Below are 21,109 nucleotides of genomic sequence, written 5' to 3'. Positions count from 1 at the left end.
CCCCGCAAAGGACGGCCCCAAAGCTTTTCATACGAAAACGGCTAGGCGTCTTCCAATCCAACGGCGGCAAGGTCGGGCTTGGCGTACAGCTCGCCGCCCTTGCAGTCATTAATAACCAGCACCGGGAAGTTCTCCACCGTCAGTTCACGGATGGCCTCCGGGCCCAAATCGTCAAAGGCGATGACGCGCGCGGCCGTGATACACTTGGACAGCAGCGCGCCAGCGCCACCCGTTGCGCCGAAGTACACGCCAGTGTGGCGGACAAGGGCTTCCTTGACTGCGGAGCTCCGCTTGCCCTTGCCTATGGACGCCTTCTGTCCCAGCTCATGCAGACGCGGGGCATAGGTGTCCATACGATAGCTGGTGGTGGGCCCCGCCGCGCCAATGGGACGTCCGGGCGGCGCCGGACTAGGCCCAACGTAGTAGATAACGCTGCCAGCAAGGTCGAAGGGGAGCTGCTCGCCGTTATCAATCATATCCATCAGGCGCTTGTGGGCGGCGTCGCGCGCGGTGTATACCGTGCCGGACAAAAACACCACATCACCCGCCCGAAGCTGCGCCACGTCCGCATCAGTCAACGGAGCCTGCAAATGGTATTCGGCCATTAGAGCACCACCTCCTCATGCCGGATGGAATGGCACTGCACATTCACGGCCAGCGGCAGGCTGGCCAGATGACAGGGCGCCATCTCAATCTTGACGCCAAGGCAGGTGGTCTTGCCGCCAAGGCCCATAGGCCCAATGCCCAGCTTGTTGATATCGGTCAGGAGCGCCTCTTCCAGCTTGGCGATTTCCGGATCGGGGTGCGCCTCGCTCAGGCCGCGCATCAGGGCGTGCTTAGCCATGATGGGCGCGCGCTCGAAGGTGCCGCCAATGCCGATGCCCAGCATGGTGGGCGGGCAGGGGTTGGGTCCGGCCTCGATGACGCGGCGCAGAACAAACTCGCGGATGCCCTCCCATCCCTGCGCGGGGGTGAGCATGGTCACGCGGGACATATTCTCGGAGCCGCCGCCCTTGGCCATAAAAGCGATTTTCAGCTTATCGCCGGGGACGAAGTCGAAATTGATAATGGCCGGGGAGTTGTCCCCGGTATTTTTGCGGGTCATGGGGTCGCAGGATGATTTGCGCAGGTAGCCTTCGGCGTAGCCCTGCCGCATTCCGTCCTCAATGGCCTGCTTCAGCCCGCCCTCCACGTGAACGTCCTCGCCCACGTCCACATAGAAGACGGCCAATCCACAGTCCTGACACAGCGGCAGTCCCGTTTCCTCCGCAAGCTCGGAATTTTCGAGCAATTCGCGGAAGACCTCTTGGGCCGCCGGGGAGTCTTCGTCCTCCAGCCCTTTCCGGAACGCCGCCTTCACGTCGTCCGGCAGTTTCACACTGGCCTCCCGTACCAACCCGGCGACTGCCGCCGTGATGGTGGACGCCTCCACTATGCGCATTGTGTCTCTCCTTCCTCTCGCCTTCTGACGGGCATTTACCCTTTGCCGGGTAAAAAGCGTTTGATGGCGGCAAGGCCCATCTTGCGGCGCAAAAAGCCCAGCTGGTTCTGCAGCGGCAACCCCTTGGGGCACACATCCTCACAGCCCAGCAGGCCCATACAGCCGAAAATGCCCTCGTCGTCTCCGATGACCTCGAAGTACTCCGTCTCCGTGCGTTGGTCGCGGGGGTCCAGCATGAACCGCGCCACGCGGTTCAGCCCCGCCGCGCCCAGAAAGTCCTGCCGCATCCGCGCCGTACCGCACCCTGCGATGCAGCACCCGCACTCTATGCAGCGCTCCAGCTCGTAAATGTCATTGGCAAGGGCGTTGTCCATCCGCTCCTCTTGGGCCAGCGGGTCAAACGCCTTGTCCGTGTGCACCCATGAACCGACGCGCGAATACATTTCCCGGAACCAGCTGCCTGTGTCAACGGATAAGTCGCCGACAAGCTTGAAGATAGGAAGCGGCATCAAAGTGATGCGCTCCGGCAGGTCTGCGGTTTTGGTCTTGCAGGCAAGGTCCGGGCGGCCATTAATCAGCATGCCGCACGCGCCGCAAATGCCCGCGCGGCAGCAGAAATCAAACTGCAACGACGGGTCCTGCTCCTCGCGTATCCGCGTCAGCGCGATAAAGAGCGTCATGGACGGCGTTTCAGGCAGCACGAACGTTTCCATATGCGGGGCGCTGTCCTTGTCCTGAGGCGTGTACCGGAAGATATCAAAGGTAAGTGTGCGTGCCATGCCTAGTCCTTTGTGCTGTCCATGGAAATGATGCTGCCGCCGCCATAGCCCCTGTCGCCGGGCGGAATCTCCATCACCTGCGTTGCGGCTTCGTAGCGCAGTGTGGGCACGTCCGCCCCGCTGTCCGGCCATGTGGCCAGCGTGCGGCTCAGCCAGTCGCGGTCATTGCGGGCTGGGTAGTCCTCGCGGGCATGACTGCCCCGGCTTTCGGTGCGCTGGAGCGCGCCATAGGCAATGCACTGCGCCAGCCGGACCATCCCCGGCAACTTCAGCGCCAGCCCAAGCTCCGGATTCGGCCCATGGCCGCCGGACTTCAGCCCAATGCGCGCCGCGCGCTGCTGCACCTCGCGCAGGCGCTCCACCGCGTTTTCCAGCCCTTCGCCCGTACGGAAAATATGCACACCGTCCTGCAGGGCGTCCTGCATGGCATCGCGCACGGCGTAGACGTTTTCGTCGCCGTCCGCGCCGGACGTCAGCCGCGAAATGCGGTCCTCCACCTGCGCCGCAGCGTCGCGCATAGCGCCGGTGGTCCAGGTGGCGTCCCGGCCCTTGAGGTACTCCACAACCTTGGCCCCAACCACCATGCCCGCCACCACGGTCTCCGCAAGGGAGTTGCCGCCAAGGCGGTTGAATCCGTGCATGTCCCAGCATGCGGCCTCGCCAGCGGCAAACAGCCCTTCCAGCCCGTAGGCCTTGCCGTCCTTGTCCGTGCGCACGCCGCCCATGGAGTAGTGCTGCACGGGCTTGACGGGAATCAGGCTCTCCACCGGATCAATGCCAAGGAAATTCTGGCAGATGTCGTCCACCTCGCGCAGTTTGACGCGGATGTGCTCCTCGCCAAGGTGGCGGATGTCCAGCCACAGGTGCTCGCCATAGGCGCTCTTTACGCCCTTGCCCTCGCGGATATGGTGCATCATCCAGCGCGAGACCACGTCGCGCGAGGCAAGCTCGGCCTTATCCGGCTCGTAGGTATTCATGAAGCGCTCCTCGTTCACGTCAAGGAGCGTGCCGCCGTCGCCGCGGCAGCCCTCGGTGACGAGGATATAGGTCGGCACAATGCCCGTGGGGTGGAACTGGATGGCCTCCATGTTGCCAAGGGGGACCACACCTGTGTCCAGCACCGCCGCATGCGCGCCGCCGTCATTGATGACGGCGTTGGTGGACTCGCGGTAGATGCGGCCAAAGCCGCCGGACGCCACCAGCGTGGCCTTGGCCAGATAGGCGCGCAGTTCGCCCGTGCGCAGGCACCGGGCAATGGCGCCCATACACTCGTGCCCGTCATGGATGAGCGAGACGACCTCCACCTTGTCATGCACGGTCACGCCAAGCTCGGCGGCGCGGTTGTCCATGGTGTACAGCACGGTGTGCCCCGTGCCGTCGGAGGTATAGCAAGTGCGCCACTTGGCGGTGCCGCCAAAGTTGCGCGCGGTGATAAGGCCCTCGTTCTCGGGCTTCTCAAATTTCTCGAAGCGTTCGCCGCCTTTGTAGTAAAAGCTCTTCCCGCCCACCACACGGTTCCACGGCACGCCCCAGTGCGCCATCTGGCGCATGGCAATGGGCGCATTGTCGCAAAACAGGCGCGCCACTTCCTGATCACAGCCCCAGTCCGACCCCTTCACAGTATCCAAAAAGTGCACGTCCGGGCTGTCGCCCTCGCCCATAACGCAGTTACCCAGCGCCGCCTGCATGCCGCCCTGCGCCGCCGAGGAATGCGACCGCCGCGCCGGAACGATGCTGAGGCAAATGGAGTCGAACCCCGCCCCAGCGGCCTCAATGGCAACACGTTCCCCGGCCAGCCCTGCGCCGATGGACAGCACATCCGTCACGAAAGTTTGCATGATGCGTTCCCTTGCGAGCTTTAGAAAAGGTCCATGAAGTAGAACCGAAGCAGCGTAATGAAGCCGATGGCGATAAAGCACAGCGTCACGATATTTTCACGCTTTTTGAGGATGCCGCGCCTGTCGCTGCGGATAAAGCCCCACTTCACGCCAATGCGGTAGAACCCGATGCCCACGTGCAGTTCCACCGCAGGCAGCAGGACCAAATACAGGGCCATAAGCCAGCCGCCTTGCACGCGCGCCGCACTCTTTATGGATGTGATGGGAAAATCGGTGAGCACCACCCAGAGATGGATGGAGCCAAGGATGAGGACCACCATGGCGGTAACAACCTGCACCAGCCACAGCCACGTATCCGTGTGCCGCATGGCGCGGGAATGCTTCCAGATGGCCTTTTGCTCGCGCATGCGGAAGGGAATCTTCCGCGCGGCAAGGACGAAGTGAACCACCATCACCAGCGCGATAAGCGGCCCGCCCACCTGCGCCATATAGGTGTACTCGAAGAACCACGCCAAGGCGTCCATCACGCCCCGCCCAAGCAGGATGCTGGACACCAGCACAAGGTGGGACCACATAAACAGCACCAGTCCCGCCCCGGTCAACATCTGCAGCCAGTCCATGTACGCCGCCGCCCTGCCGGGCTTTTCAACGTGCATGGTGGAATCCACAACCGCCATATCAACCTCCGACTTCAGGTCTCGAAAGCGGCGTGCGGCCCGCCGACCAGCGCGCGCCCTAACGCAAGCGCCCACCACAGCGGCCCCGGCACGCAGGTCCATAATCTACGAGCACTAGAAGTCTTTATTACTGACGCAACATTGTCAATTCAAAAAGATTTTTCACATACAGCACCCAGCCCGGCCAGAAAGACCGCTTCACAGCGCCGCACCAAGCGACCGTTTTGGCAACCAACCAGCCCCACATGAATCGCGCCCCCTTCCACACGCAACACAACGCCACACCAATCCATCGCAAGTAAGCCCCACCACCTCCCCAGCACACCACGCAAAACCGCCCACCCGGTGGGCCGGATGGGCGGTTGATGCTGCGTTGTTGACTGATGCAGGAGCTAGAATTCCAGCTCCACGCCAAGGGGGCAGTGGTCGGAGCCGGTGACGTCCGGCTCAATCCATGCGCGCTTCACGTTGTCGCGCAGTTCTTCGGAGACGAACACATAGTCGATGCGCCACCCCACGTTCCGGGCACGCGCTCCGCCGCGGTAGGTCCACCATGTGTAGTTTTCCGGCCCTTCGTCAAACATGCGGAAGGTGTCGATGTAGCCCGAGGCAACCAGCTTATCCAGCCACTCACGCTCAATGGGCAAAAAGCCGGTGATCTTTTCGTTTTCCTTGGGGCGGGCAAGGTCGATGGGCTTATGCGCGGTATTGAAGTCGCCAAAGACCACGATGGGCTTCTTTTTGCGCAATTCCTCGGCGTATTCCAAAAACGCGTCGTAGTAGCCCAGCTTGTACTGAAGCCTGTCGTCCCCCATGCCGCCGTTGGGGAAGTAAATATTGAACATATAAAACTGCTCATACTCCAGCAGGATACAGCGTCCCTCGCCCCGGTAGCGCTCATCGGCAAGGCCGTAGGACACCGCCAGCGGAGCCTGACGGCACAGGCACGCCGTGCCGGAGTAGCCCTTCTTTACCTTGGAAGGATTCCAGAAGGCCATCCAGCCCTCAGGGTTGCGCTGGTCGGCGGCCAGTTGATGCGGCTCGGCCTTAATTTCCTGTACGCCCACCACATCAGCGTCGCACTGGTCCAGCCACTGCCAAAAGCCCTTCTTGGCGACGGCCCGAAAACCGTTGATGTTCCACGAAATCAGCTTCATCCCTCGCTCTCCTCTCCAAGAATGCGAAGCTCGGCGGAAAAGTGGCCATCCTCCAGCGTGATGACGGCGTAGCCGCCATTATCGAGCATGCCGGGGTTCACGATGGTGGTTGCGCCGATGTGGTCCACGGCGCGGGCTTCGTGGATGTGGCCGCACAGGCACACGTCCGGCTGCACGCGTTCGATGAACTCGCGCACGGCGCGGCTGCCCACGTGCATGCCGCCGGGGAGCTTATCCGCCGCGGTCTCAAAGGGCGGGTCGTGCGCGACGAGGAGCAGCGCGTCCCAGTCGCGGGCGCTGGCGTAGGCCTCGTCCAGCCACGCGGCGATTTGCTCCTCAGACGCTTCGCAGGGCGTGCCAAAGGGCGTGGGCGACGAGCAGCCAACACCGATAAGCCCCGCACTGGGGGCAAGCTCACGGGCGCGCACGTGCATGTTCATGCCCTCGGCCTCCAGCCAATCCGTGACGCTGTGGTCGTCCATGTTGCCGATTTGGGCGTGAATGTTGCCGTTGGCCGCCGCAACGTCGGCAATGACGCGCCGCGCAACGTCCAACCCGCCGGCGGTGGTAATATCCCCGCTGACGATGACGCCCTGCGCCCCGGCAATGCCGGGAATGACGGCGACTTGAGCGGCGGAGCCGTGCAGGTCGCCACAACCTATCCAATATCTTTGTAAATTCGTCATATCTGGTCCCTTTCAAGAACGGGCAAGAATGTGTACACTCCGTTTCCGTGCGCAGCGCAGGCCTTCCGCGCGCGACTTCGGCGACGATAATACAAAACGGTCCAATCATAAACCGCCAGAGACATGGACAACATCCCTCCCGACAAGGCCGCCATACGGGCATCCTTGCTGCGCCAGCGCGCCGACCTGCCCAAAGCGGCGGTCACCGGCAAAAGCGCCCGCATTCTTGCGTTTCTTCGGGCTTTGCCCCAGTGGCGCTCCGCCACCGAGATTCTCCTGTACCTTCCCATTAAAAACGAGGTGGACACAACGCCACTTCTTGACGAATTGTGGTCACGAGGAGTACGCACGCTCCTCCCGCGCTGTCGCCCGGATGAACCGGGCGTGATGGACGTGGCCTGCGTCACCTGCACGGACGAGTTGACACCCGGCAAGTACGGCATCCCCGAACCGGCCCCAGAGGTCTGTCCGGGGCTTTTTGCATGCGCTCCGGATGTCGTCCTCATCCCCGGTGTCGGCTTTGACCGGCAGGGGCACAGGCTTGGCTTTGGTGCGGGGTTTTATGATAGATATCTCGCAGGGGACTGCGCCAAGAATTCGCTTCGCTTCGGGCTGGGCTACAGCTTTCAGGTTGTGGACTCGCTTCCCGCGGATTCATGGGACATTCCCATGCACGCCATAATCACTGAGGACGGCATTCTATGGACATGAGCTATATTCCCTTTCAGTTCCCCGGTCTGGACAAGGTCAACTGCTACTTCGGCACCCGTATGGGCGGCGATGACAAGGGACCGTTCGACAACGCAAACATTTCGCTGGAGGTTGGCGACAACCCGGACCACGTTATCGAAAGCCGCAAGGCGCTCCAACGCCAGTTGGGCTTTGAGACCTGGCAGGAAGTGCGGCAGGTGCACGGCCCGCAAATGATTTTTGAGCCGGAACCGACGGACATTGAGGTAGAGGGCAGCATTGAGGCCGACGGCATCGCCACCACCGCCCCCGGCCGCGCCCTGATTATCAAGACGGCGGACTGCCAGCCCATCCTGCTGGCCCACGCCAGCGGCAAATACGTCGCCGCCCTGCACGTGGGCTGGCGCGGCAACGCCCTGCACTTCCCCACCTCGGGCGTGAAGGCCTTTTGCCGCGAATACGACCTGCCGCCGGAAGAGGTCTACGCCGTGCGCGGCCCAAGCCTTGGCCCGGGCTGGAGCCAGTTCCAGAACTTCCACGATGAATTCGGCAAGGCCTTCAAGGACTACTTTGACCCGGACACCGCCTCCGTGGACCTGTGGCGCCTCACGCGCGACCAGTTGCTGTCCGCTGGCATCCGCCCCGGGCACATCTTTGGGCTGGACCTGTGCACCTACAGCCTGCCGGAGATGTTTTTCTCCTACCGCCGCAACAACACCTGCGGCCGCATGGCCAGCATGATTTGGATTGAAAAATAATCTGCCCCTTTTGCCCGCTTACGGCGCGTCCCTCATCCGGGGGGCGCGCCTTTTTTGTGCACGGTCAGCGTCGAAGATAAATCCGGCCCCGAATGGCGAAAAAAAACGCCCGGCGGGTTTTCCCACCGGGCGTTGTCATTCACGGGGCGCACAGGCGCATCAATCGGACTGGATGCCGAAGGACTTGAGCTTGCGGTACAAGTAGGACCGCTCCATGCCGATGGATTCGGCAAGGCGGGTGATATTGCCGTCGCACTCGCGCAGTTTCTGACGCAGAAAGCGCGCCTCAAAGTCGGCGCGGGCTTCCTTAAAGTCCATAATCCCCGGCGAAACGGCGGAATCGGCATTTTGCGTGGCGCTTGAGGCGGCTTGCAAATATTCGGCGGGCAGGTCTTCCGGGCCAACCTCGGAGCCGCCATGCACAATGAGCATCCGCTCCACAAAATTTTTCAGCTCGCGCACATTGCCAGGCCACGGGTAGCGCTGGATGCAGTCCAGCGCCTCCTGCGTAAAGGACATGGCGCGGAACCCATGCATCTTGGTCAGCCGGGCAATGAATTCCTCAATCAGCAAAACAACGTCCCTGCCGCGGCTGCGAAGGGGCGGCACCTCAAGGGGGAAGACGCGCAAGCGGTAGTACAGGTCCTCGCGGAAGTTGCCGGCCTTGATTTCCTCCTGCAGGTCCTTGTTGGTGGCGGCGATAACGCGCACATCCACCATAATGGTCTTGCGCCCGCCCACGCGCTCAAACTTCTGCTCCTGCAAGATGCGCAGAATCTTGGCCTGCGTTTTCAGGCTCATGTCGCCGATTTCATCAAGGAACAGCGTGCCCGTGTGCGCCAGCTCAAACTTACCGGCCTGCGCGGACTCCGCGCCGGTAAACGCGCCCTTCTCGTGCCCAAAGAGTTCGCTTTCGATAAGCTCCTCGGGGATGGCGGCGCAGTTGACGGCCACCAGGGGGCGCTCTGCCCGGCGGCTTTGCTGGTGGATGGAGCGGGCCACAATTTCCTTGCCGGTGCCGTTCTCGCCGGTGATGAGCACCCACGCGTCAGTGGGGGCCACCTGCTCAATCTGCCGCCGGAGGGCGACAATGGGCGCGGACTCGCCGGTGAGGCGGTGGGTGTGGTCGGATTCAATGCGCTCCTTGAGGGCGCGGTTCTCCTGCCGGATGGAGTTGAACTCCAAGGCCTTGTTCACGCAGACGATGACCTTTTCCAGCGACAAGGGCTTTTCGATGAAGTCAAACGCACCCTTCTTGATGGCGGTCACGGCGGTCTCAATGCTTCCATGGCCGGAAATCATGATGACCGGGATGTCCGGCCACTTTTCGCGCACGGTTTCAAGGACGGACAGCCCGTCAATGCCGGACAGCCAGATATCCAGCAGGATGAGCGAGGGGGACTGCGCCTCCAGCGTGGAGAGGGCCACTTCGCCGCTTTCGGCCTCCATGACCTCGTAGCCTTCGTCCTCCAAAATGCCGCGCAGGGAAAAGCGAATGCCTTCCTCGTCATCCACGACAAGAATCAGGTTGTTCACCTGCAGTGCTCCTTATTGTTCCACCGGGGCCGCGGCGGAGCTTTCGCCGCCGTCAAAGTCGAACCCCGCTTCAAAAAGTTCCAGACACACGTCCACCACGGCGGTGTCGTACCGGTTGCCGCGCCCGGAGCGGACTTCCTCCAAGGCCCGGTCCAGCCCAAGGGCCGCCCGGTAGGGCCGGTGCGAGGACATGGCCTCCACCACATCGGCCACGGCAAGGATGCGCGCCTGCTGCAAAATATCGTCGCCCACCAGTCCCTTGGGGTAGCCGGAGCCGTTGAGGCGCTCATGGTGCTGGAGCACAATATCCGCCACTGGCCACGGGAAGGGCACCATACGCAAAATTTCGTACCCGGCCTCGGGGTGGGTCTGCATCATGTTGAATTCAATGGCCGACAGCGAGGCGGGCTTGGACAGAATCTCCGCCGGAACATAAATTTTGCCGAGGTCGTGCAGCTGGGCCGCGACCTCGATGCCGCGGACCATGTCTTCCTCCAGCCCCATGCTCGTGGCAATGGCCACCGCCAGCTTGGACACACGCAGTTGATGCCCTGCGGTGTACGGGTCACGCTTTTCGGACGTGACGATCAGCGCGCCAACGGTGGCGTCCAGCGCCTGCCGCAGGTCCTTAACGCTCTTTTTCAGCGCAACCATGGTCCGGCGGCGCTCGGCAATATTGCGAAATGCCGCCACAAGGCCGAGGATTTCGCTGTTGTCATCGCGTACGGCGGTAACGTGCAGGTCCACGGGAACGCGCTCCGACGGCCCGCCAACCAGCACCACAGCGTCGGTGCGGATGGTCTTGCGCCCGCCAAGGACGCGGGCCACGGGGTCAAAGCCGCGCCCGAACTCTTCGTCCTCAAGCCGCAGCACGTCACCCAGCGGTCTGCCCGTGGCCTCATCCTGCGACCAGCCGGTCAGCGCCACGGCCACGCGGTTCATGTAGTTGACGCGGCCAAGGTCGTCCGTGGAGATAACGCCCTCGCCCACGCTATCCAGCGTAGCCTGAAGCCACTGGCGGTTCTCGCGCACCCGGCGCTCCGCCGCGTGCTTGTAGCAGGCCATCTCTATGGCGGTGTGGACCTCACGGTCCTCAAAGGGCTTGATGATGTAGCCGAACGGCTCGGTGACCTTCACGCGCTGCACGGTTTCGGAATCCGCATAGGCGGTGAGGAAGACGATGGGAATGTCGAACCGGCGGCGGATGGCCTCGGCGGCCTGAATGCCGTCCATGTTCCCTTCAAGCTGAATATCCATCAGCACGAGGTCCGGCTCATGCGTTCCGGCCATGGCGACGGCGTCGCCGCCAGTGCGCGCCTGCCCCACGACCTCATAGCCAAGGGCCCGCAGCCGGTGCGAAATATCAAGAGAAACGATGGATTCGTCCTCGACCACCAGTATTCTCTTCCGCGTCATGCTCACCGCCGTGCTAAAGGATGGCCCAGGGCATACTGCCCATACATCCGCCCCTAATCATTGATAATATCTTCCAGTGCATCCTGCAGGAAAGGATAGCGGAAAACAAAACCTTTTTCCACCAGCCGTCGCGGCACGGCGCGGATGGAGGAAAGAATCATTTCGTCGGCCATCTCGCCCATGGCAAGACGCAGGGCAAAACGGGGCACATTCAGCCACGAGGGCCTATCCAGCGCACGCCCAAGCTCCTTGCAGAAGTCGCGCATGCGCACCACGCCCGGCGCCGACAGGTTAAACGCGCCCTGCGCGTCCTCGCAGTCCACCAAAAAGGCCAGCGCGCCAACCTCGTCCTGCACATGCACCCACGGGAACCACTGCCCCCCGCCACCAAGCGGGCCGCCGACGTACATCTTGAACGGCGGTAAAAAACGCTCCAGCACGCCGCCGTTCATGCCAAGGACAATACCGGTGCGCGCATAGGCCACCCGCACGCCATGCTCGGCTACGCCGGCAACGGCGGCCTCCCACTGCGTACAGACATCAGCCAAAAATCCCGGCCCGGCGGGAAGGTCTTCGGCAAGCTCCTTATCGTCCGCCGAGGCCTGTGGTCCGTAGTAGCCAACGGCAGAGCCCTGCACCACGGCCTGCACCTGCGCGTCCGCCTTGGCAACGGCGGCGGCAAGGGCGCCTCCCACACGCACGCGGCTGTCCAGAATCCGCGCCTTTTTCTGCTGCGTCCAGCGGCCCGAGGCTATATTGTCCCCGGCCAAATTCACCACAGCCTGCGGCCCGTGCCCGGCATCCAGCACGCGGGCGAGGACGTCCGGGTCTGCGCCGTCCCATCCGGCGGCGGTCACATGGCCGGAGAACAGGCGCTCCGCCCGCTCGGGGGACCGCGACGTCACAACGACTTCGTGCCCCTTCTCCTTCAGGGTCACGCACAGCCGCCTGCCGATGAACCCTGTTCCGCCAATGATGATGACTCGCATGCCTCTCCTCCTCGCCAGCCGTCTACGGCCGATTTGGGGTGATGGGAAGGTGCCGCGCTGACTGCCGCCACCTCCCCGGCGGCGCGGGAGCGGCGGCCAGCGGGACAACGTGGACTAGACGGGCAATTCCACAACGATGGTGGTGCCCTTTGGCTCGTGGGGCACGGCGCGGACATAGCCGTGATGGTCGCTGACAATGGATTTGACGATGGTCAGCCCAAGGCCGGTGCCGCCCTTCTTGCGGGAGAAGTAGGGCTCGAAGAGCCGCGAGCGTTCCTCCTGCGTCAGGCCCGCACCGTTGTCGCGAATTTCCATACGCACCCACCCAAGCATTTTGTCACAGGTGACCACAATGTCCACCGTGGGGTCCGTTTCGCCGTGCAGGGCGTCCGCCGCATTGGTCAGCACGTTGATGAGCACGCGGCGCATGCCTTCGCTGTCCAGCTTAATGCGCGGAATCTGCCCCTCAAAGTGCAGGTTCCAGTGCACGGAGCTATGGCTGTTGCGGAACATGGCCACAACTTCTTCGATAAGCGGTGCAAGGTAGCCCCACTTGAGGTCCACCTCCGGCAGCTTAGCGAAGGACGAGAACTCCTGCACCATCTGCTGCAGGTGCTCCACCTGATTGACGATAAGCTGGGTGCTCTGGGTGAACACCGGGTCCTCCACCTGCTCGGCGAACTTGCGTTCCATGCGCTGGGCGGAGAGCTTGATGGGCGTCAGGGGGTTTTTAATTTCATGGGCAATGCGCCGCGCAACCTCGCGCCATGCGGCCACACGCTGCATCTTTTCCAGCTCCGTGATGTCCTCAAACACCGCCACGATGCCGGAGTCGTTGCCTTCGGAGTCCTCCAGCGTCACCACGTTGACGAGGAGCTTGAGGTCCCGGGTCCCAAGGGTGAGGTCAATCTGGCGCTGCCACTGCGAGCCGGGGCTGGTCACCAACTGCTCGAACACCTCGGTGATCAGGTCCGCGTAGTGCCCCTGCAATAAATCAAGGGGACGGCTACCCGCAATGGCGCCGCCGTCAAGGCCAAGCATGGTCTCGGCGGCCTTGTTCACGGTGCTGACGCGGCCCTTGGGGTCCAGCGAAATCACGCCTGCGGTAATATTATCCAGCACGGCCTCAATGTAGCGGCCGCGCTGCTCCAATTCCTGATTCTGCTGGTTCAGGCGCTCGTTGGCTTCCGTGAGTTCGGAGCGCGAGAGTTGCAGGTCCTTGGCCATTTCGTTGAAGCTCTGCACCAGAAAGCCCAGTTCGTCGCTGGAGGTATCCTCAAGGCGCACACTCAGGTCGCCGCGCGCAATGCGCTGGGTACCGTGGGCCAGCGCCTGCACCGGCGCGGACAGCTCCTTGGCAAGACGCATCCCGAACCAGATGGCCCCCATGACGATAAGCATGGTCACCACGGCGAGCAGCACATACAGCGCCAGCTTCCACTGGTGCTTCATGGTGCGAATCTGCTTGTACTCGCTGATGCCGTTAACAATCTTGTCCAGCTTGTACAGCAGGCCATGGCCAATGCTCTCGCCAAGGACAAGGTAGCCGGTTTTGCCGTCGTCAACGGGCAGAATGCCGAGGACCATATCCGCACCGGACCCCGCGCGGATGGTGGACCAAAATTCCGGGCGCTCGCGCAGGCTCTCCCAGTTGACGTTATCGCGCACCTCCTCCCACACGCCTTTCCACTCCGGCCCGGTATGCCAGTTCTGCTCCTTCTGGTCCGGAGTGATGACGCCAATGAGCGACAGGTCGTACTCCTTGCGCTTTTCGCGCAGCAGGGCGTCCATGCTCTTGCCGCCCCACGCAAAGCGCCGCTGGAGGATTTGCTCCAAAATATAGGTGGAGCGCCGCTCCAGACGCTCCTGCGAGGAAGCATAGAACGCCTGCCCCACTTCCAGCGCCTGCTCCAGCGAGTCCTCAACCTGCGTCTTGAACCAAAAGTCCACGGAGGTCTGGACGAACTTGGCGCCAAGGGCGAACATGAGAAAGGTGGGAACAATGGACAGCGCCACAAAGGAGATGACAAGCCGGGTGCGCAGCTTGGACCCCAGCACGTTGCGGCGGCGCTCAAGGGCCAGCTTGATGACGTTCCTGAGTACCACAAAGACGACGGTAAACAGGAGGATGACGTTCAGGTTGAACAGGCCGAGGAAGATGAAGGAATTGACTTCCCCAAAGTATTTCAGCTCCACCCACGTCAGCATCAGCACAACGAGGAGCGCCCCGCAGGCCATGAGCAATTCGCGCTGGCGGCGCTTGCGTTCCTTGGTGGTGCCGGTGCCGACCTTAATGGACGAGGTTTCAAGCTGTTCGTTCATGGAACTGCCTAGTAGCGGAAATCAAGTTGGTAGCTGACGGGCTGATAGACGTCCCATGACTTGAAAAACACCACATACCGCAGCCAGACAGGTACGTCGCGCCGCGTGAGGGTGATGGAAAGGTCCAAGCTGTACTCCCCGCCCGGAGACAACGCGGCCCATGGCCCAATGACCATGGACAGCCGCCCCCATCCGTCCTTGAGCAGTGCGGCAAGGTCCTTGGAGCGCAGCGCCTTTTCCGCGCCGGGCAGGTCCAGCACATAGTCCTGCGCCAGCACGTCGCGCCGCAGGGTGGAAACCCACTCCTCCTCGGCCAGCGTTTTATCGGGCCACATGCTCTTGCGGCGCGACACGCCGCCCTCGCACACCAGCCCAACGGTGGAACCTTCGGCAAGAACCTGCTTCAGTTCCTCCAGCTGGTCCACCCGCACGCCAAAGCGCACGGTGATATTTCCGGCAAGGTTATCAAGGATAAGGTTGCCCAGTTCCAGCCCCCCGGCGGCATGGGCGTGGCGTACGCCCCCGGTGGACAGGGCAAAGACGGCAACAATACAAAATACCACAACAAGCCATGGTGCATTCGTGCGGCGGGAACAAACGTCCGGTGCGCGATGTCTCGGCATCAGGTAAACCTCAGGGTGATCACTCGTGTATTTCATCGAATCGGCCATCGCGCATGGCGCTGACGGCGAACTTGAACAATGGGTGTATCTCTGACAAGTAAACCAAGCCCCGTCCTTTGACAACCGGACGCGACCAACCCCAACAAAAAGAGAACACATGAAAAAGCTGAAATTCCTCTGGGTGGGCAAGCTCAAAAAAGGCCACTGGCAGGACGCCGCCGCCTATTATCATAAAGCCATCAAACGGCACTACCCGGTGACCGAAGTTATCGTAAAGGACGCCCCCGGCCATCTGGAAACCGAGGCCAAAAAAGAGTGGGAAGGCAAAAAGCTCCTCGAAAAACTGGACCCGCAGGACTTTCCCGTTGCCCTAGACGAGCACGGGGCAACCATGACCTCACCGGCCCTTGCCAAGTCCTTAACCACATGGTCCGAGGACCCGGCCACCGCGCCCTGCTTCATCATCGGCGGCGCGTTTGGTCTATCGCAGGATGTGCTGGACAAATGCCGCTTCACCCTCAGCCTCTCGCCCATGACCTTCCCGCACGAACTGGCGCGCGTGCTGCTGCTGGAACAGCTCTACCGCGCGGCCAGCATCCAAAAGGGGCTGCCCTACCACCACGTGTAAACGGGGCAGTGCTCACCTGCCCCGGCGCACGCCGTTTTTCTCGCCGCCAGCCGCCGCTTTTCCACTCTCGCTCTGAGTATCGTTCTTCACCTGCACGTCATACGCCCGCCACACCGCGGGCCTATCGTGCCGGAAAACCATACAAGGAGAACGCAATGGACAACAGCATCATTATTCTTTTGAGCAGCGGCCTTTCCATGGCTTGCCTGCTGCTGTGTACGGAGCGGCATACCGCCGGGCGCGTCTGCGCCGTGGCGGACGACCTGACCCTTTCCATAGAGACGGGGTACGGGCGCATCCGCCGCGTCCGTCCCCACAGCGCCACGGACAATGCGGTGCCGCCGGATGTCGCGCGCCGCGTGCAGAGCGCCCTGCTTGGCCAGCACGTCCGGTGCACACACTCGGCCTTTGCCTCGCGCGCGGGCGTTCTTGCGGCGCGGGTTTGCGTCACGCAGGACGACGTGCCGCAGGGGCTGGAATATGACTTTGAGGCCTTTCTCCTCGCCCATGTTTCCGGGCAAACCGCATAAGGGGAGGCCCACTGTCTCCATGCGACTGCCACACACCGACGAAGTCTTTGACAAGTCTCTTACGCTCATCCTGAACGTCGTCATCGCCTACATCATTCTGCTCCTAAACATAGGCCTTATCCGCACGCTGTTTGGCATCCAGAAGCTGCTGGAGCATGGCGACCTGCGCACCGCCTACCACGAAGCCATTATTGAGATACTGACCTTTCTGGTCATTATCGAACTTTTCAAGGGCTTTGTGGACTATTTCAAAACCCGCCGCATCAGCCTCACCACCATGACGGACTCGGCCCTGGTGTTCGTCATCCGCGAGCTTCTGGTCAGTCTGTACGCCCATGGGCATCAGGAATGGCCGCTGCTCATCGCCTTCGGGGCGCTCATTTTATGCCTTGGGGTGGTCCGGACTCTCGCCGTCCGCTTCAGCCCAAACGACACCGCCACCGGGTGAAGACTTTACCCCGGCGGCGGATTGTGGCATCCACCTTTCACATACGTGACAAGGAGAATGCCATGGCCATTCTGGACATGAACTATTTGGAAAAGCTCGAAGCCTACCTGACCTCGGGCGACCTCGCCTTTGACTTTGAAAACGCCGACGAGGAACAGCGCTACGCCATCCTCGAATTCCTCGAAAAGCTCATGGACGTCGCTGACGAAGCCAACGAACAGGCCACCAAGCTCATCTTTAAGGATGGCTACTTGGAAGCGCTGGCCGGGGTGAAGCCCCAGAAGTAGCGGTCTTTGCCGCCGGTGTGGTATTTGGCGGAGCCAACCAGCCGCCACGACGCGGCGGGAGCCATGTCCGTGGGCGGTGCTTCGTTGGCAAGGATGACGCACACGCCGCCATCAGCCAGACGCGGCAGCGCAAAGGCCAAGACGTCCGGCCACGGCCGAAAGGCGCGGCTGAGAATAAGATTGGCGGGAAAGGCCTCTTCCGGAATATCCTCCACGCGGCAGCCAAGGGCCTGCGTATTCTGGAGCTTCATGCGGGAGAGGGCGTAGCGCATAAACGCCACGCGCTTTTCACGGATTTCCACCATGCGATAGGTTCCCGGCGTCCAGAAGACGCGCAGGGGAATGCCCGGCAGCCCCGCGCCAGCCCCAAGATCCAGCGTGGACGGCGAATCGGCAATGGACAACGTGTCCAAAAAGTCGGCAAGATGCCAGCTGTCGGCGACAAGGTCGCCAAGCACGCGCTTCCAGTCGCTGTGGGCCACAAGGTTCATCACCCTGTTCCACTTGAGCAGCGACTCGATGTACAGGGCCAAAAGCCGGGCCTGTTCCGGCTCCAAATTCCGCCCGAGCTTTGCGGCAAGGGCGGCGACGTTTTCCGGGGTGGGCTTTCCCATGACAATCCTTTAAACAAGAAGAGGTTTCCGCAGGGGGCAGGCAATGGCACACCCCAGCGGGAAAAGCAAGCGCCATGCGGCCAGACTTGACAGCCCCGCCGCTGGGGGCTACGCCGCCGTGCGACACACCATAGTGGAGGACACGCCATGAACGCAATCAATCCGCTTTCCGCGGTTATCTTCCCCGGTCAGGGTTCCCAAATGCGGGACATGGGCCGCGACCTTGCCGAGAGCGACAGCGAATACATGTACCTGTGGCAACAGGCCGAAGCCGTCTCCCAGCACCCCCTGCGGGAAATCTTCTGGGGCGGCGACGACACCGACATGGCCGACACCCGGGTTCTGCAGCCCGCCATGACGGTCTGCTGCCTGTCGCTGTGGATGTATGCATCCAAGCGCCTGAAGGCCGACTGCTTCGCCGGGCACAGCCTTGGTGAATACGCCGCACTGGCCGCCGCCAAGGTGCTCAGCGTGCAAAAAACGCTGGAGCTGACCGCCCTGCGCGGCCGCCTGATGGCCGAGGCTGGCGGCGATGACGAAGGCATGCACGCCATCCTCAAACTGCAGCAGGACAAGGTGGAAGAGATTGTCGCCGCCGCGCGCGAGGCTACCGGCCTTGAGCTCGGCGTTGCCAACTACAACACCCCCGCCCAGTTCGTCATCAGCGGCAAAAAGGACGCCCTCGCCGCTGCGGCGGATATGGTCAAGGCCGCCAAGGGCCGCGCCATCCCGCTGCCTGTTTCCGGCGCATTCCACAGCCCGCTCATTGCCGAGGCCGCCGAGGAGCTGAAGTCCCAGCTTTTGGCCGCGGACTGGCGCGCACCGGAAACGCCCGTCTATTTTAATGTGACTGCATCCACCGAGGACAACCCCGAGGCCATCCGCGACATCATGGTCCGCCAGATGACCTCCTCCGTCCGCTGGATTGAAATCAGCACCAACCAGTACGACGCCGGAGTGCGCGCCTGGTACGAGCCCGGACCCAAGGGCGTGCTGTGCAAGATGCTGGGCCAGAACCTCAAGGGCGTCAGCGACGAGTGGACCGCCAAGAGCCTTGACAGCTCCGCCGCCGTCCTTGCCGCGTCTCCCGGCCTGTAGTCCCCCCGCCGCTGGCCGCCCCGGCAGCCAGCGGCTTGACCGTATACAACACCAGCGCGCCGCACGGTGCGCAGAACACGAGAACATACGATGCGCGCACAGAATTACCTGAAAAGCCTGCTTGAAAAATTCGTCGCCGACAACGGCTACACCTGGCCCGAGAAGACGACCATCGAACCGCCCAAGGATGAAAAATTTGGCGACATGGCCACCAACATCGCCATGATGCTGACCAAGCAGGCGGGCAAGCCCCCCCGCGAGGTTGCCGCCGACATCGCCGCCGCCATCGACGGCGCCACCCCGGACATTGCCAAGGTGGAAATCGCCGGCCCCGGCTTCCTGAACATTTTCTTCAGCCCCGCCTTCTGGCAGCAGACCGTGACCGACATCGCCGCTGCCGCGGACAGCTTTGGCATGTCCGAAATGGGCAAGGGCACCAAGGTGCAGGTGGAGTACGTTTCCGCCAACCCCACCGGCCCCCTGCACATCGGCCATGGCCGCGGCGCCGCCGTGGGCGACTGCCTGACGCGCATCCTGCGCGCCGCAGGCTACGACGCCCACACCGAGTACTACCTCAACGACGCCGGCCGCCAGATGCGCATCCTTGGCAACTCCGTATGGGTTCGCCTGCAGCGCCTTATCGGCATTGACGCGCCGGACCCCGAGGACTTCTACAAGGGCGACTATATCATTGATATAGCCCAGCAGGTGCTGGACCAGCACGGCGAGGCAATCAAGGACAAGCCCGAGGACGAAATCCTCGACATCTGCCGCGAATACGCCATGAACACCATCCTTGATGGCATCAAGGAAGACCTTGCCGCGTTCAACGTGGAGCATCAGGTGTGGTTCTCGGAGAAGAGCCTTGTGGAGACCGGCGCTGTGGACAAGACCTTCAAGCGTCTTGCCGACAAGGGCCTTGCCTACGAAAAGGACGGCGCGTTCTGGTTCAAGTCCACCGAATTCGGCGACGACAAGGACCGCGTGCTGCGCAAGTCCGACGGCTCCCTGACCTATTTCGCATCCGACATCGCCTACCACGACAACAAGTTTGACCGTGGCTTTGACCTGTGCGTGGACATCTGGGGCGCGGACCACCACGGCTACGTGCCGCGCATGAAGGCCGCCGTGGAGGCCCTTGGCCGCAGCCGCGACAGCCTCGGGGTTATCCTCGTGCAGCTGGTGAACCTGCTGCGCGACGGCGAACAGGTGGCTATGTCCACCCGCGCCGGCGAGTTTGAAACCCTTGCCGACGTGGTGAAGGAAACCGGCGCGGACGCCGCACGGTTCATGTTCCTGTCCCGCAAGTCCGACAGCCATCTGGACTTTGACCTTGAGCTGGTGAAGCAGAAGACCATGGACAACCCGGTGTACTATGTGCAGTACGCCCACGCCCGCATCTGCTCCGTCATGCGCAAGGCCGCCGAACGCGACATCACCCCGGCCGAACTGTCCGCCGACCTGCTGGCGCATCTGGACACCGCCGAGGACCTGCGCCTGCTCAAGCTGCTGGCCCAGTACCCCGGCGCGGTAGAATCCGGCGCGCGCAACCTGAGCCCGCACTTCATCAGCACCTACCTGCAGGAACTGGCCGGCGCTCTGCACCGCTACTACCACGCCAACACCATCCTTGGCGCGGACACGCCCGAGGTCATCAGCGCGCGCCTGCGTCTGCTCATGGCCGTGGCACAGGTGGTGCGCAACGGTCTTGGCCTTCTGGGCGTCAGCGCGCCGGAAAGCATGTAGCCCGGCACCCGTTCCCGCAACTGACCGAACAGGAGACGCATCATGGGCCTGAGCCTGAAGCTGAACGGAAAAGATACCAAAAACGAATCCAAAAAGAAGGACGCCGACAAAAAGGAGCCCAAACGCTACACGGTGTCGTTCTCACTGGCAGGACTGGTTTCGCTGACCGTTTTGACGCTGGTGGCCCTGTCATGGATATTCATCCTCGGCGTGCTGGTGGGCCGTGGCTATAAGCCCGAATCCGCCGTACCGGAACTGGAGCAGATTATGCCCAAGGCCCAGCAGGCCCCGGCGCAGAATGACGACGTGCTCCGGGCCGAGGACCTCAACTTCTACTCCGAACTGTCCAAGAAACCCGGCGCAGACGCGAACACGGGCAAAAACGCGCCCACGCAGCAGCAGGCCAAAAAGGCCGCTCCCGCGCCAAAGCCCAAAGTCACGCCGCAGCCGGAGCCGCAGGTCAGCGCCCCCGCGCCAGCCAAAACGGCCAAGCCCGTGGCCCCCAGCGAGCCCATGTACCGCTACGCGTATCAGGTGGCTTCGCTCAAGGACATCGCCGCGGCGCGCAAGTTTCAGGATAAGCTGGCCAGCCTTGGGCTGTCCTCCCGTCTTGAACGCGCGCAGGCCAAAGGCTCCACATGGCACCGCGTCATTATCAGCTTTCAGGGCACCGCGGACGATACCCGCGACCTGATGCGAAAACTGGGCACCCTTGGCATCTCCAAGCCGCTGCTCAAGTCCAAAACGCCGCTGTAGACGCCCCATGCAGACACGCAAAGCGCCCCGTACCACTTGTGGTACGGGGCGCTTTTTCGTTGCGGCGGCCGCGCCCAGCCGCAGCCGGGG

Annotated in this window: 22 protein-coding genes; 9 read left to right on the top strand and 13 right to left on the bottom strand. The window is 62.4% G+C overall.

What is annotated here, in order from left to right; translation table 11 throughout:
* Positions 1-41 precede the first annotated feature (41 nt).
* From ACYQ2T_RS14840 to ACYQ2T_RS14810, 7 genes are all read right to left on the bottom strand, one after another.
* Positions 42-605, bottom strand: coding sequence for a Fe-S-containing hydro-lyase (locus ACYQ2T_RS14840; protein WP_459901590.1), 564 nt, complete (start codon positions 603-605; stop codon positions 42-44).
* On the bottom strand, positions 605-1,441 hold the full coding sequence (locus ACYQ2T_RS14835; protein ID WP_459901588.1) for a fumarate hydratase: 837 nt from the start codon (positions 1,439-1,441) through the stop codon (positions 605-607). Before ACYQ2T_RS14835 ends, ACYQ2T_RS14840 begins: the two co-directional genes overlap by 1 nt.
* Before the next feature lie 35 nt (positions 1,442-1,476).
* Positions 1,477-2,220 carry a fumarate reductase iron-sulfur subunit gene (locus ACYQ2T_RS14830; protein WP_459901587.1) on the bottom strand — a complete coding sequence of 248 codons (744 nt, stop codon included), beginning with the start codon at positions 2,218-2,220 and terminating at the stop codon, positions 1,477-1,479.
* Between the two features lie 2 nt (positions 2,221-2,222).
* The gene (locus ACYQ2T_RS14825) at positions 2,223-4,058 is read right to left on the bottom strand and encodes a fumarate reductase flavoprotein subunit (protein ID WP_459901585.1); all 1,836 of its coding nucleotides are present in this window, start codon (positions 4,056-4,058) and stop codon (positions 2,223-2,225) included.
* A gap of 20 nt (positions 4,059-4,078) precedes the next feature.
* Positions 4,079-4,735: a succinate dehydrogenase/fumarate reductase transmembrane subunit gene (locus tag ACYQ2T_RS14820; RefSeq protein ID WP_459901583.1), complete on the bottom strand. Its 657-nt coding sequence runs from the start codon at positions 4,733-4,735 to the stop codon at positions 4,079-4,081.
* 392 nt (positions 4,736-5,127) lie between these two features.
* Positions 5,128-5,892, bottom strand: a complete 765-nt coding sequence (locus tag ACYQ2T_RS14815; RefSeq protein ID WP_459901581.1) for an exodeoxyribonuclease III — start codon at positions 5,890-5,892, stop codon at positions 5,128-5,130.
* On the bottom strand, positions 5,889-6,578 hold the full coding sequence (locus tag ACYQ2T_RS14810; protein ID WP_459901580.1) for a metallophosphoesterase family protein: 690 nt from the start codon (positions 6,576-6,578) through the stop codon (positions 5,889-5,891). Before ACYQ2T_RS14810 ends, ACYQ2T_RS14815 begins: the two co-directional genes overlap by 4 nt.
* 123 nt (positions 6,579-6,701) lie before the next feature.
* Between ACYQ2T_RS14810 and ACYQ2T_RS14805 the strand changes: the two genes are divergently transcribed.
* The gene (locus ACYQ2T_RS14805) at positions 6,702-7,289 is read left to right on the top strand and encodes a 5-formyltetrahydrofolate cyclo-ligase (protein WP_404843058.1); all 588 of its coding nucleotides are present in this window, start codon (positions 6,702-6,704) and stop codon (positions 7,287-7,289) included.
* Positions 7,280-8,026 (top strand): purine nucleoside phosphorylase YfiH/LACC1 family protein, encoded by a 747-nt coding sequence (locus ACYQ2T_RS14800; RefSeq protein ID WP_404843059.1) that lies wholly within the window; start codon positions 7,280-7,282, stop codon positions 8,024-8,026. The genes ACYQ2T_RS14805 and ACYQ2T_RS14800 overlap by 10 nt, the downstream gene beginning before the upstream one ends.
* A 159-nt stretch (positions 8,027-8,185) precedes the next feature.
* Here the strand turns inward: ACYQ2T_RS14800 and ACYQ2T_RS14795 are convergent, their stop codons facing one another.
* From ACYQ2T_RS14795 to ACYQ2T_RS14775, 5 genes are all read right to left on the bottom strand, one after another.
* Positions 8,186-9,562 (bottom strand): sigma-54-dependent transcriptional regulator, encoded by a 1,377-nt coding sequence (locus ACYQ2T_RS14795; protein ID WP_404843060.1) that lies wholly within the window; start codon positions 9,560-9,562, stop codon positions 8,186-8,188.
* Positions 9,563-9,574: 12 nt separating this feature from the next.
* Positions 9,575-10,978 (bottom strand): HD domain-containing phosphohydrolase, encoded by a 1,404-nt coding sequence (locus ACYQ2T_RS14790; RefSeq protein WP_459901577.1) that lies wholly within the window; start codon positions 10,976-10,978, stop codon positions 9,575-9,577.
* A gap of 53 nt (positions 10,979-11,031) precedes the next feature.
* On the bottom strand, positions 11,032-11,967 hold the full coding sequence (locus ACYQ2T_RS14785) for a TIGR01777 family oxidoreductase (protein ID WP_459901576.1): 936 nt from the start codon (positions 11,965-11,967) through the stop codon (positions 11,032-11,034).
* A 114-nt stretch (positions 11,968-12,081) separates the two neighbouring features.
* Positions 12,082-14,289, bottom strand: coding sequence for a sensor histidine kinase (locus ACYQ2T_RS14780; protein ID WP_459901574.1), 2,208 nt, complete (start codon positions 14,287-14,289; stop codon positions 12,082-12,084).
* Positions 14,290-14,297: 8 nt separating this feature from the next.
* Entirely contained in the window at positions 14,298-14,912 is a 615-nt protein-coding gene (locus ACYQ2T_RS14775) for a DUF4390 domain-containing protein (protein ID WP_459901572.1), read from the bottom strand.
* 157 nt (positions 14,913-15,069) lie between these two features.
* Here ACYQ2T_RS14775 and ACYQ2T_RS14770 point away from each other — a divergent pair, with 157 nt between their 5' ends.
* The 4 genes from ACYQ2T_RS14770 to ACYQ2T_RS14755 all read left to right on the top strand — a co-directional run bounded on the left by ACYQ2T_RS14770 (position 15,070) and on the right by ACYQ2T_RS14755 (position 16,805).
* A complete protein-coding gene (locus tag ACYQ2T_RS14770; RefSeq protein WP_459901571.1) occupies positions 15,070-15,540 on the top strand; it encodes a 23S rRNA (pseudouridine(1915)-N(3))-methyltransferase RlmH in 471 nt (156 codons plus the stop codon).
* 155 nt (positions 15,541-15,695) lie between these two features.
* Positions 15,696-16,070, top strand: a complete 375-nt coding sequence (locus tag ACYQ2T_RS14765; RefSeq protein ID WP_459901569.1) for a hypothetical protein — start codon at positions 15,696-15,698, stop codon at positions 16,068-16,070.
* A gap of 19 nt (positions 16,071-16,089) precedes the next feature.
* Entirely contained in the window at positions 16,090-16,518 is a 429-nt protein-coding gene (locus ACYQ2T_RS14760) for a phosphate-starvation-inducible PsiE family protein (RefSeq protein WP_459901568.1), read from the top strand.
* A 62-nt stretch (positions 16,519-16,580) separates the two neighbouring features.
* Positions 16,581-16,805 carry a hypothetical protein gene (locus tag ACYQ2T_RS14755; protein ID WP_459901566.1) on the top strand — a complete coding sequence of 75 codons (225 nt, stop codon included), beginning with the start codon at positions 16,581-16,583 and terminating at the stop codon, positions 16,803-16,805.
* Here ACYQ2T_RS14755 and ACYQ2T_RS14750 read toward each other — a convergent pair.
* On the bottom strand, positions 16,766-17,419 hold the full coding sequence (locus ACYQ2T_RS14750; protein WP_459901564.1) for a 16S rRNA (guanine(527)-N(7))-methyltransferase RsmG: 654 nt from the start codon (positions 17,417-17,419) through the stop codon (positions 16,766-16,768). The two genes, ACYQ2T_RS14755 and ACYQ2T_RS14750, sit on opposite strands and share 40 nt — an antisense overlap.
* Before the next feature lie 147 nt (positions 17,420-17,566).
* On the opposite strand from ACYQ2T_RS14750, the gene ACYQ2T_RS14745 reads away from it, so the two are divergent.
* The 3 genes from ACYQ2T_RS14745 to ACYQ2T_RS14735 all read left to right on the top strand — a co-directional run bounded on the left by ACYQ2T_RS14745 (position 17,567) and on the right by ACYQ2T_RS14735 (position 21,019).
* Positions 17,567-18,517: an ACP S-malonyltransferase gene (locus ACYQ2T_RS14745; protein ID WP_459901563.1), complete on the top strand. Its 951-nt coding sequence runs from the start codon at positions 17,567-17,569 to the stop codon at positions 18,515-18,517.
* 90 nt (positions 18,518-18,607) lie between these two features.
* Complete coding sequence (gene argS, locus ACYQ2T_RS14740; RefSeq protein WP_459901561.1) at positions 18,608-20,263, top strand: arginine--tRNA ligase; 1,656 nt, start codon at positions 18,608-18,610, stop codon at positions 20,261-20,263.
* 42 nt (positions 20,264-20,305) lie between these two features.
* Entirely contained in the window at positions 20,306-21,019 is a 714-nt protein-coding gene (locus tag ACYQ2T_RS14735) for an SPOR domain-containing protein (protein ID WP_459901560.1), read from the top strand.
* Positions 21,020-21,109 lie beyond the last annotated feature (90 nt).

It is taken from the genome of Desulfobaculum senezii (assembly GCF_054657395.1).
This window is presented reverse-complemented; position numbering and strand designations above follow the sequence as displayed.

Excerpts from the sequence above, each read along its gene's own strand:
- ACYQ2T_RS14790 (WP_459901577.1), bottom strand. The coding sequence starts at position 10,978 with ATGACGCGGAAGAGAATACTGGTGGTCGAGGACGAATCCATCGTTTCT.
- ACYQ2T_RS14835 (WP_459901588.1), bottom strand. The coding sequence starts at position 1,441 with ATGCGCATAGTGGAGGCGTCCACCATCACGGCGGCAGTCGCCGGGTTG.
- ACYQ2T_RS14840 (WP_459901590.1), bottom strand. The coding sequence starts at position 605 with ATGGCCGAATACCATTTGCAGGCTCCGTTGACTGATGCGGACGTGGCG.
- ACYQ2T_RS14820 (WP_459901583.1), bottom strand. The coding sequence starts at position 4,735 with ATGGCGGTTGTGGATTCCACCATGCACGTTGAAAAGCCCGGCAGGGCG.
- ACYQ2T_RS14800 (WP_404843059.1), top strand. The coding sequence starts at position 7,280 with ATGGACATGAGCTATATTCCCTTTCAGTTCCCCGGTCTGGACAAGGTC.
- ACYQ2T_RS14750 (WP_459901564.1), bottom strand. The coding sequence starts at position 17,419 with ATGGGAAAGCCCACCCCGGAAAACGTCGCCGCCCTTGCCGCAAAGCTC.
- ACYQ2T_RS14785 (WP_459901576.1), bottom strand. The coding sequence starts at position 11,967 with ATGCGAGTCATCATCATTGGCGGAACAGGGTTCATCGGCAGGCGGCTG.
- ACYQ2T_RS14780 (WP_459901574.1), bottom strand. The coding sequence starts at position 14,289 with ATGAACGAACAGCTTGAAACCTCGTCCATTAAGGTCGGCACCGGCACC.
- ACYQ2T_RS14735 (WP_459901560.1), top strand. The coding sequence starts at position 20,306 with ATGGGCCTGAGCCTGAAGCTGAACGGAAAAGATACCAAAAACGAATCC.
- ACYQ2T_RS14775 (WP_459901572.1), bottom strand. The coding sequence starts at position 14,912 with ATGCCGAGACATCGCGCACCGGACGTTTGTTCCCGCCGCACGAATGCA.
- ACYQ2T_RS14815 (WP_459901581.1), bottom strand. The coding sequence starts at position 5,892 with ATGAAGCTGATTTCGTGGAACATCAACGGTTTTCGGGCCGTCGCCAAG.
- ACYQ2T_RS14770 (WP_459901571.1), top strand. The coding sequence starts at position 15,070 with ATGAAAAAGCTGAAATTCCTCTGGGTGGGCAAGCTCAAAAAAGGCCAC.
- ACYQ2T_RS14810 (WP_459901580.1), bottom strand. The coding sequence starts at position 6,578 with ATGACGAATTTACAAAGATATTGGATAGGTTGTGGCGACCTGCACGGC.
- ACYQ2T_RS14765 (WP_459901569.1), top strand. The coding sequence starts at position 15,696 with ATGGACAACAGCATCATTATTCTTTTGAGCAGCGGCCTTTCCATGGCT.
- argS (WP_459901561.1), top strand. The coding sequence starts at position 18,608 with ATGCGCGCACAGAATTACCTGAAAAGCCTGCTTGAAAAATTCGTCGCC.
- ACYQ2T_RS14830 (WP_459901587.1), bottom strand. The coding sequence starts at position 2,220 with ATGGCACGCACACTTACCTTTGATATCTTCCGGTACACGCCTCAGGAC.
- ACYQ2T_RS14760 (WP_459901568.1), top strand. The coding sequence starts at position 16,090 with ATGCGACTGCCACACACCGACGAAGTCTTTGACAAGTCTCTTACGCTC.
- ACYQ2T_RS14755 (WP_459901566.1), top strand. The coding sequence starts at position 16,581 with ATGGCCATTCTGGACATGAACTATTTGGAAAAGCTCGAAGCCTACCTG.
- ACYQ2T_RS14805 (WP_404843058.1), top strand. The coding sequence starts at position 6,702 with ATGGACAACATCCCTCCCGACAAGGCCGCCATACGGGCATCCTTGCTG.
- ACYQ2T_RS14745 (WP_459901563.1), top strand. The coding sequence starts at position 17,567 with ATGAACGCAATCAATCCGCTTTCCGCGGTTATCTTCCCCGGTCAGGGT.
- ACYQ2T_RS14825 (WP_459901585.1), bottom strand. The coding sequence starts at position 4,058 with ATGCAAACTTTCGTGACGGATGTGCTGTCCATCGGCGCAGGGCTGGCC.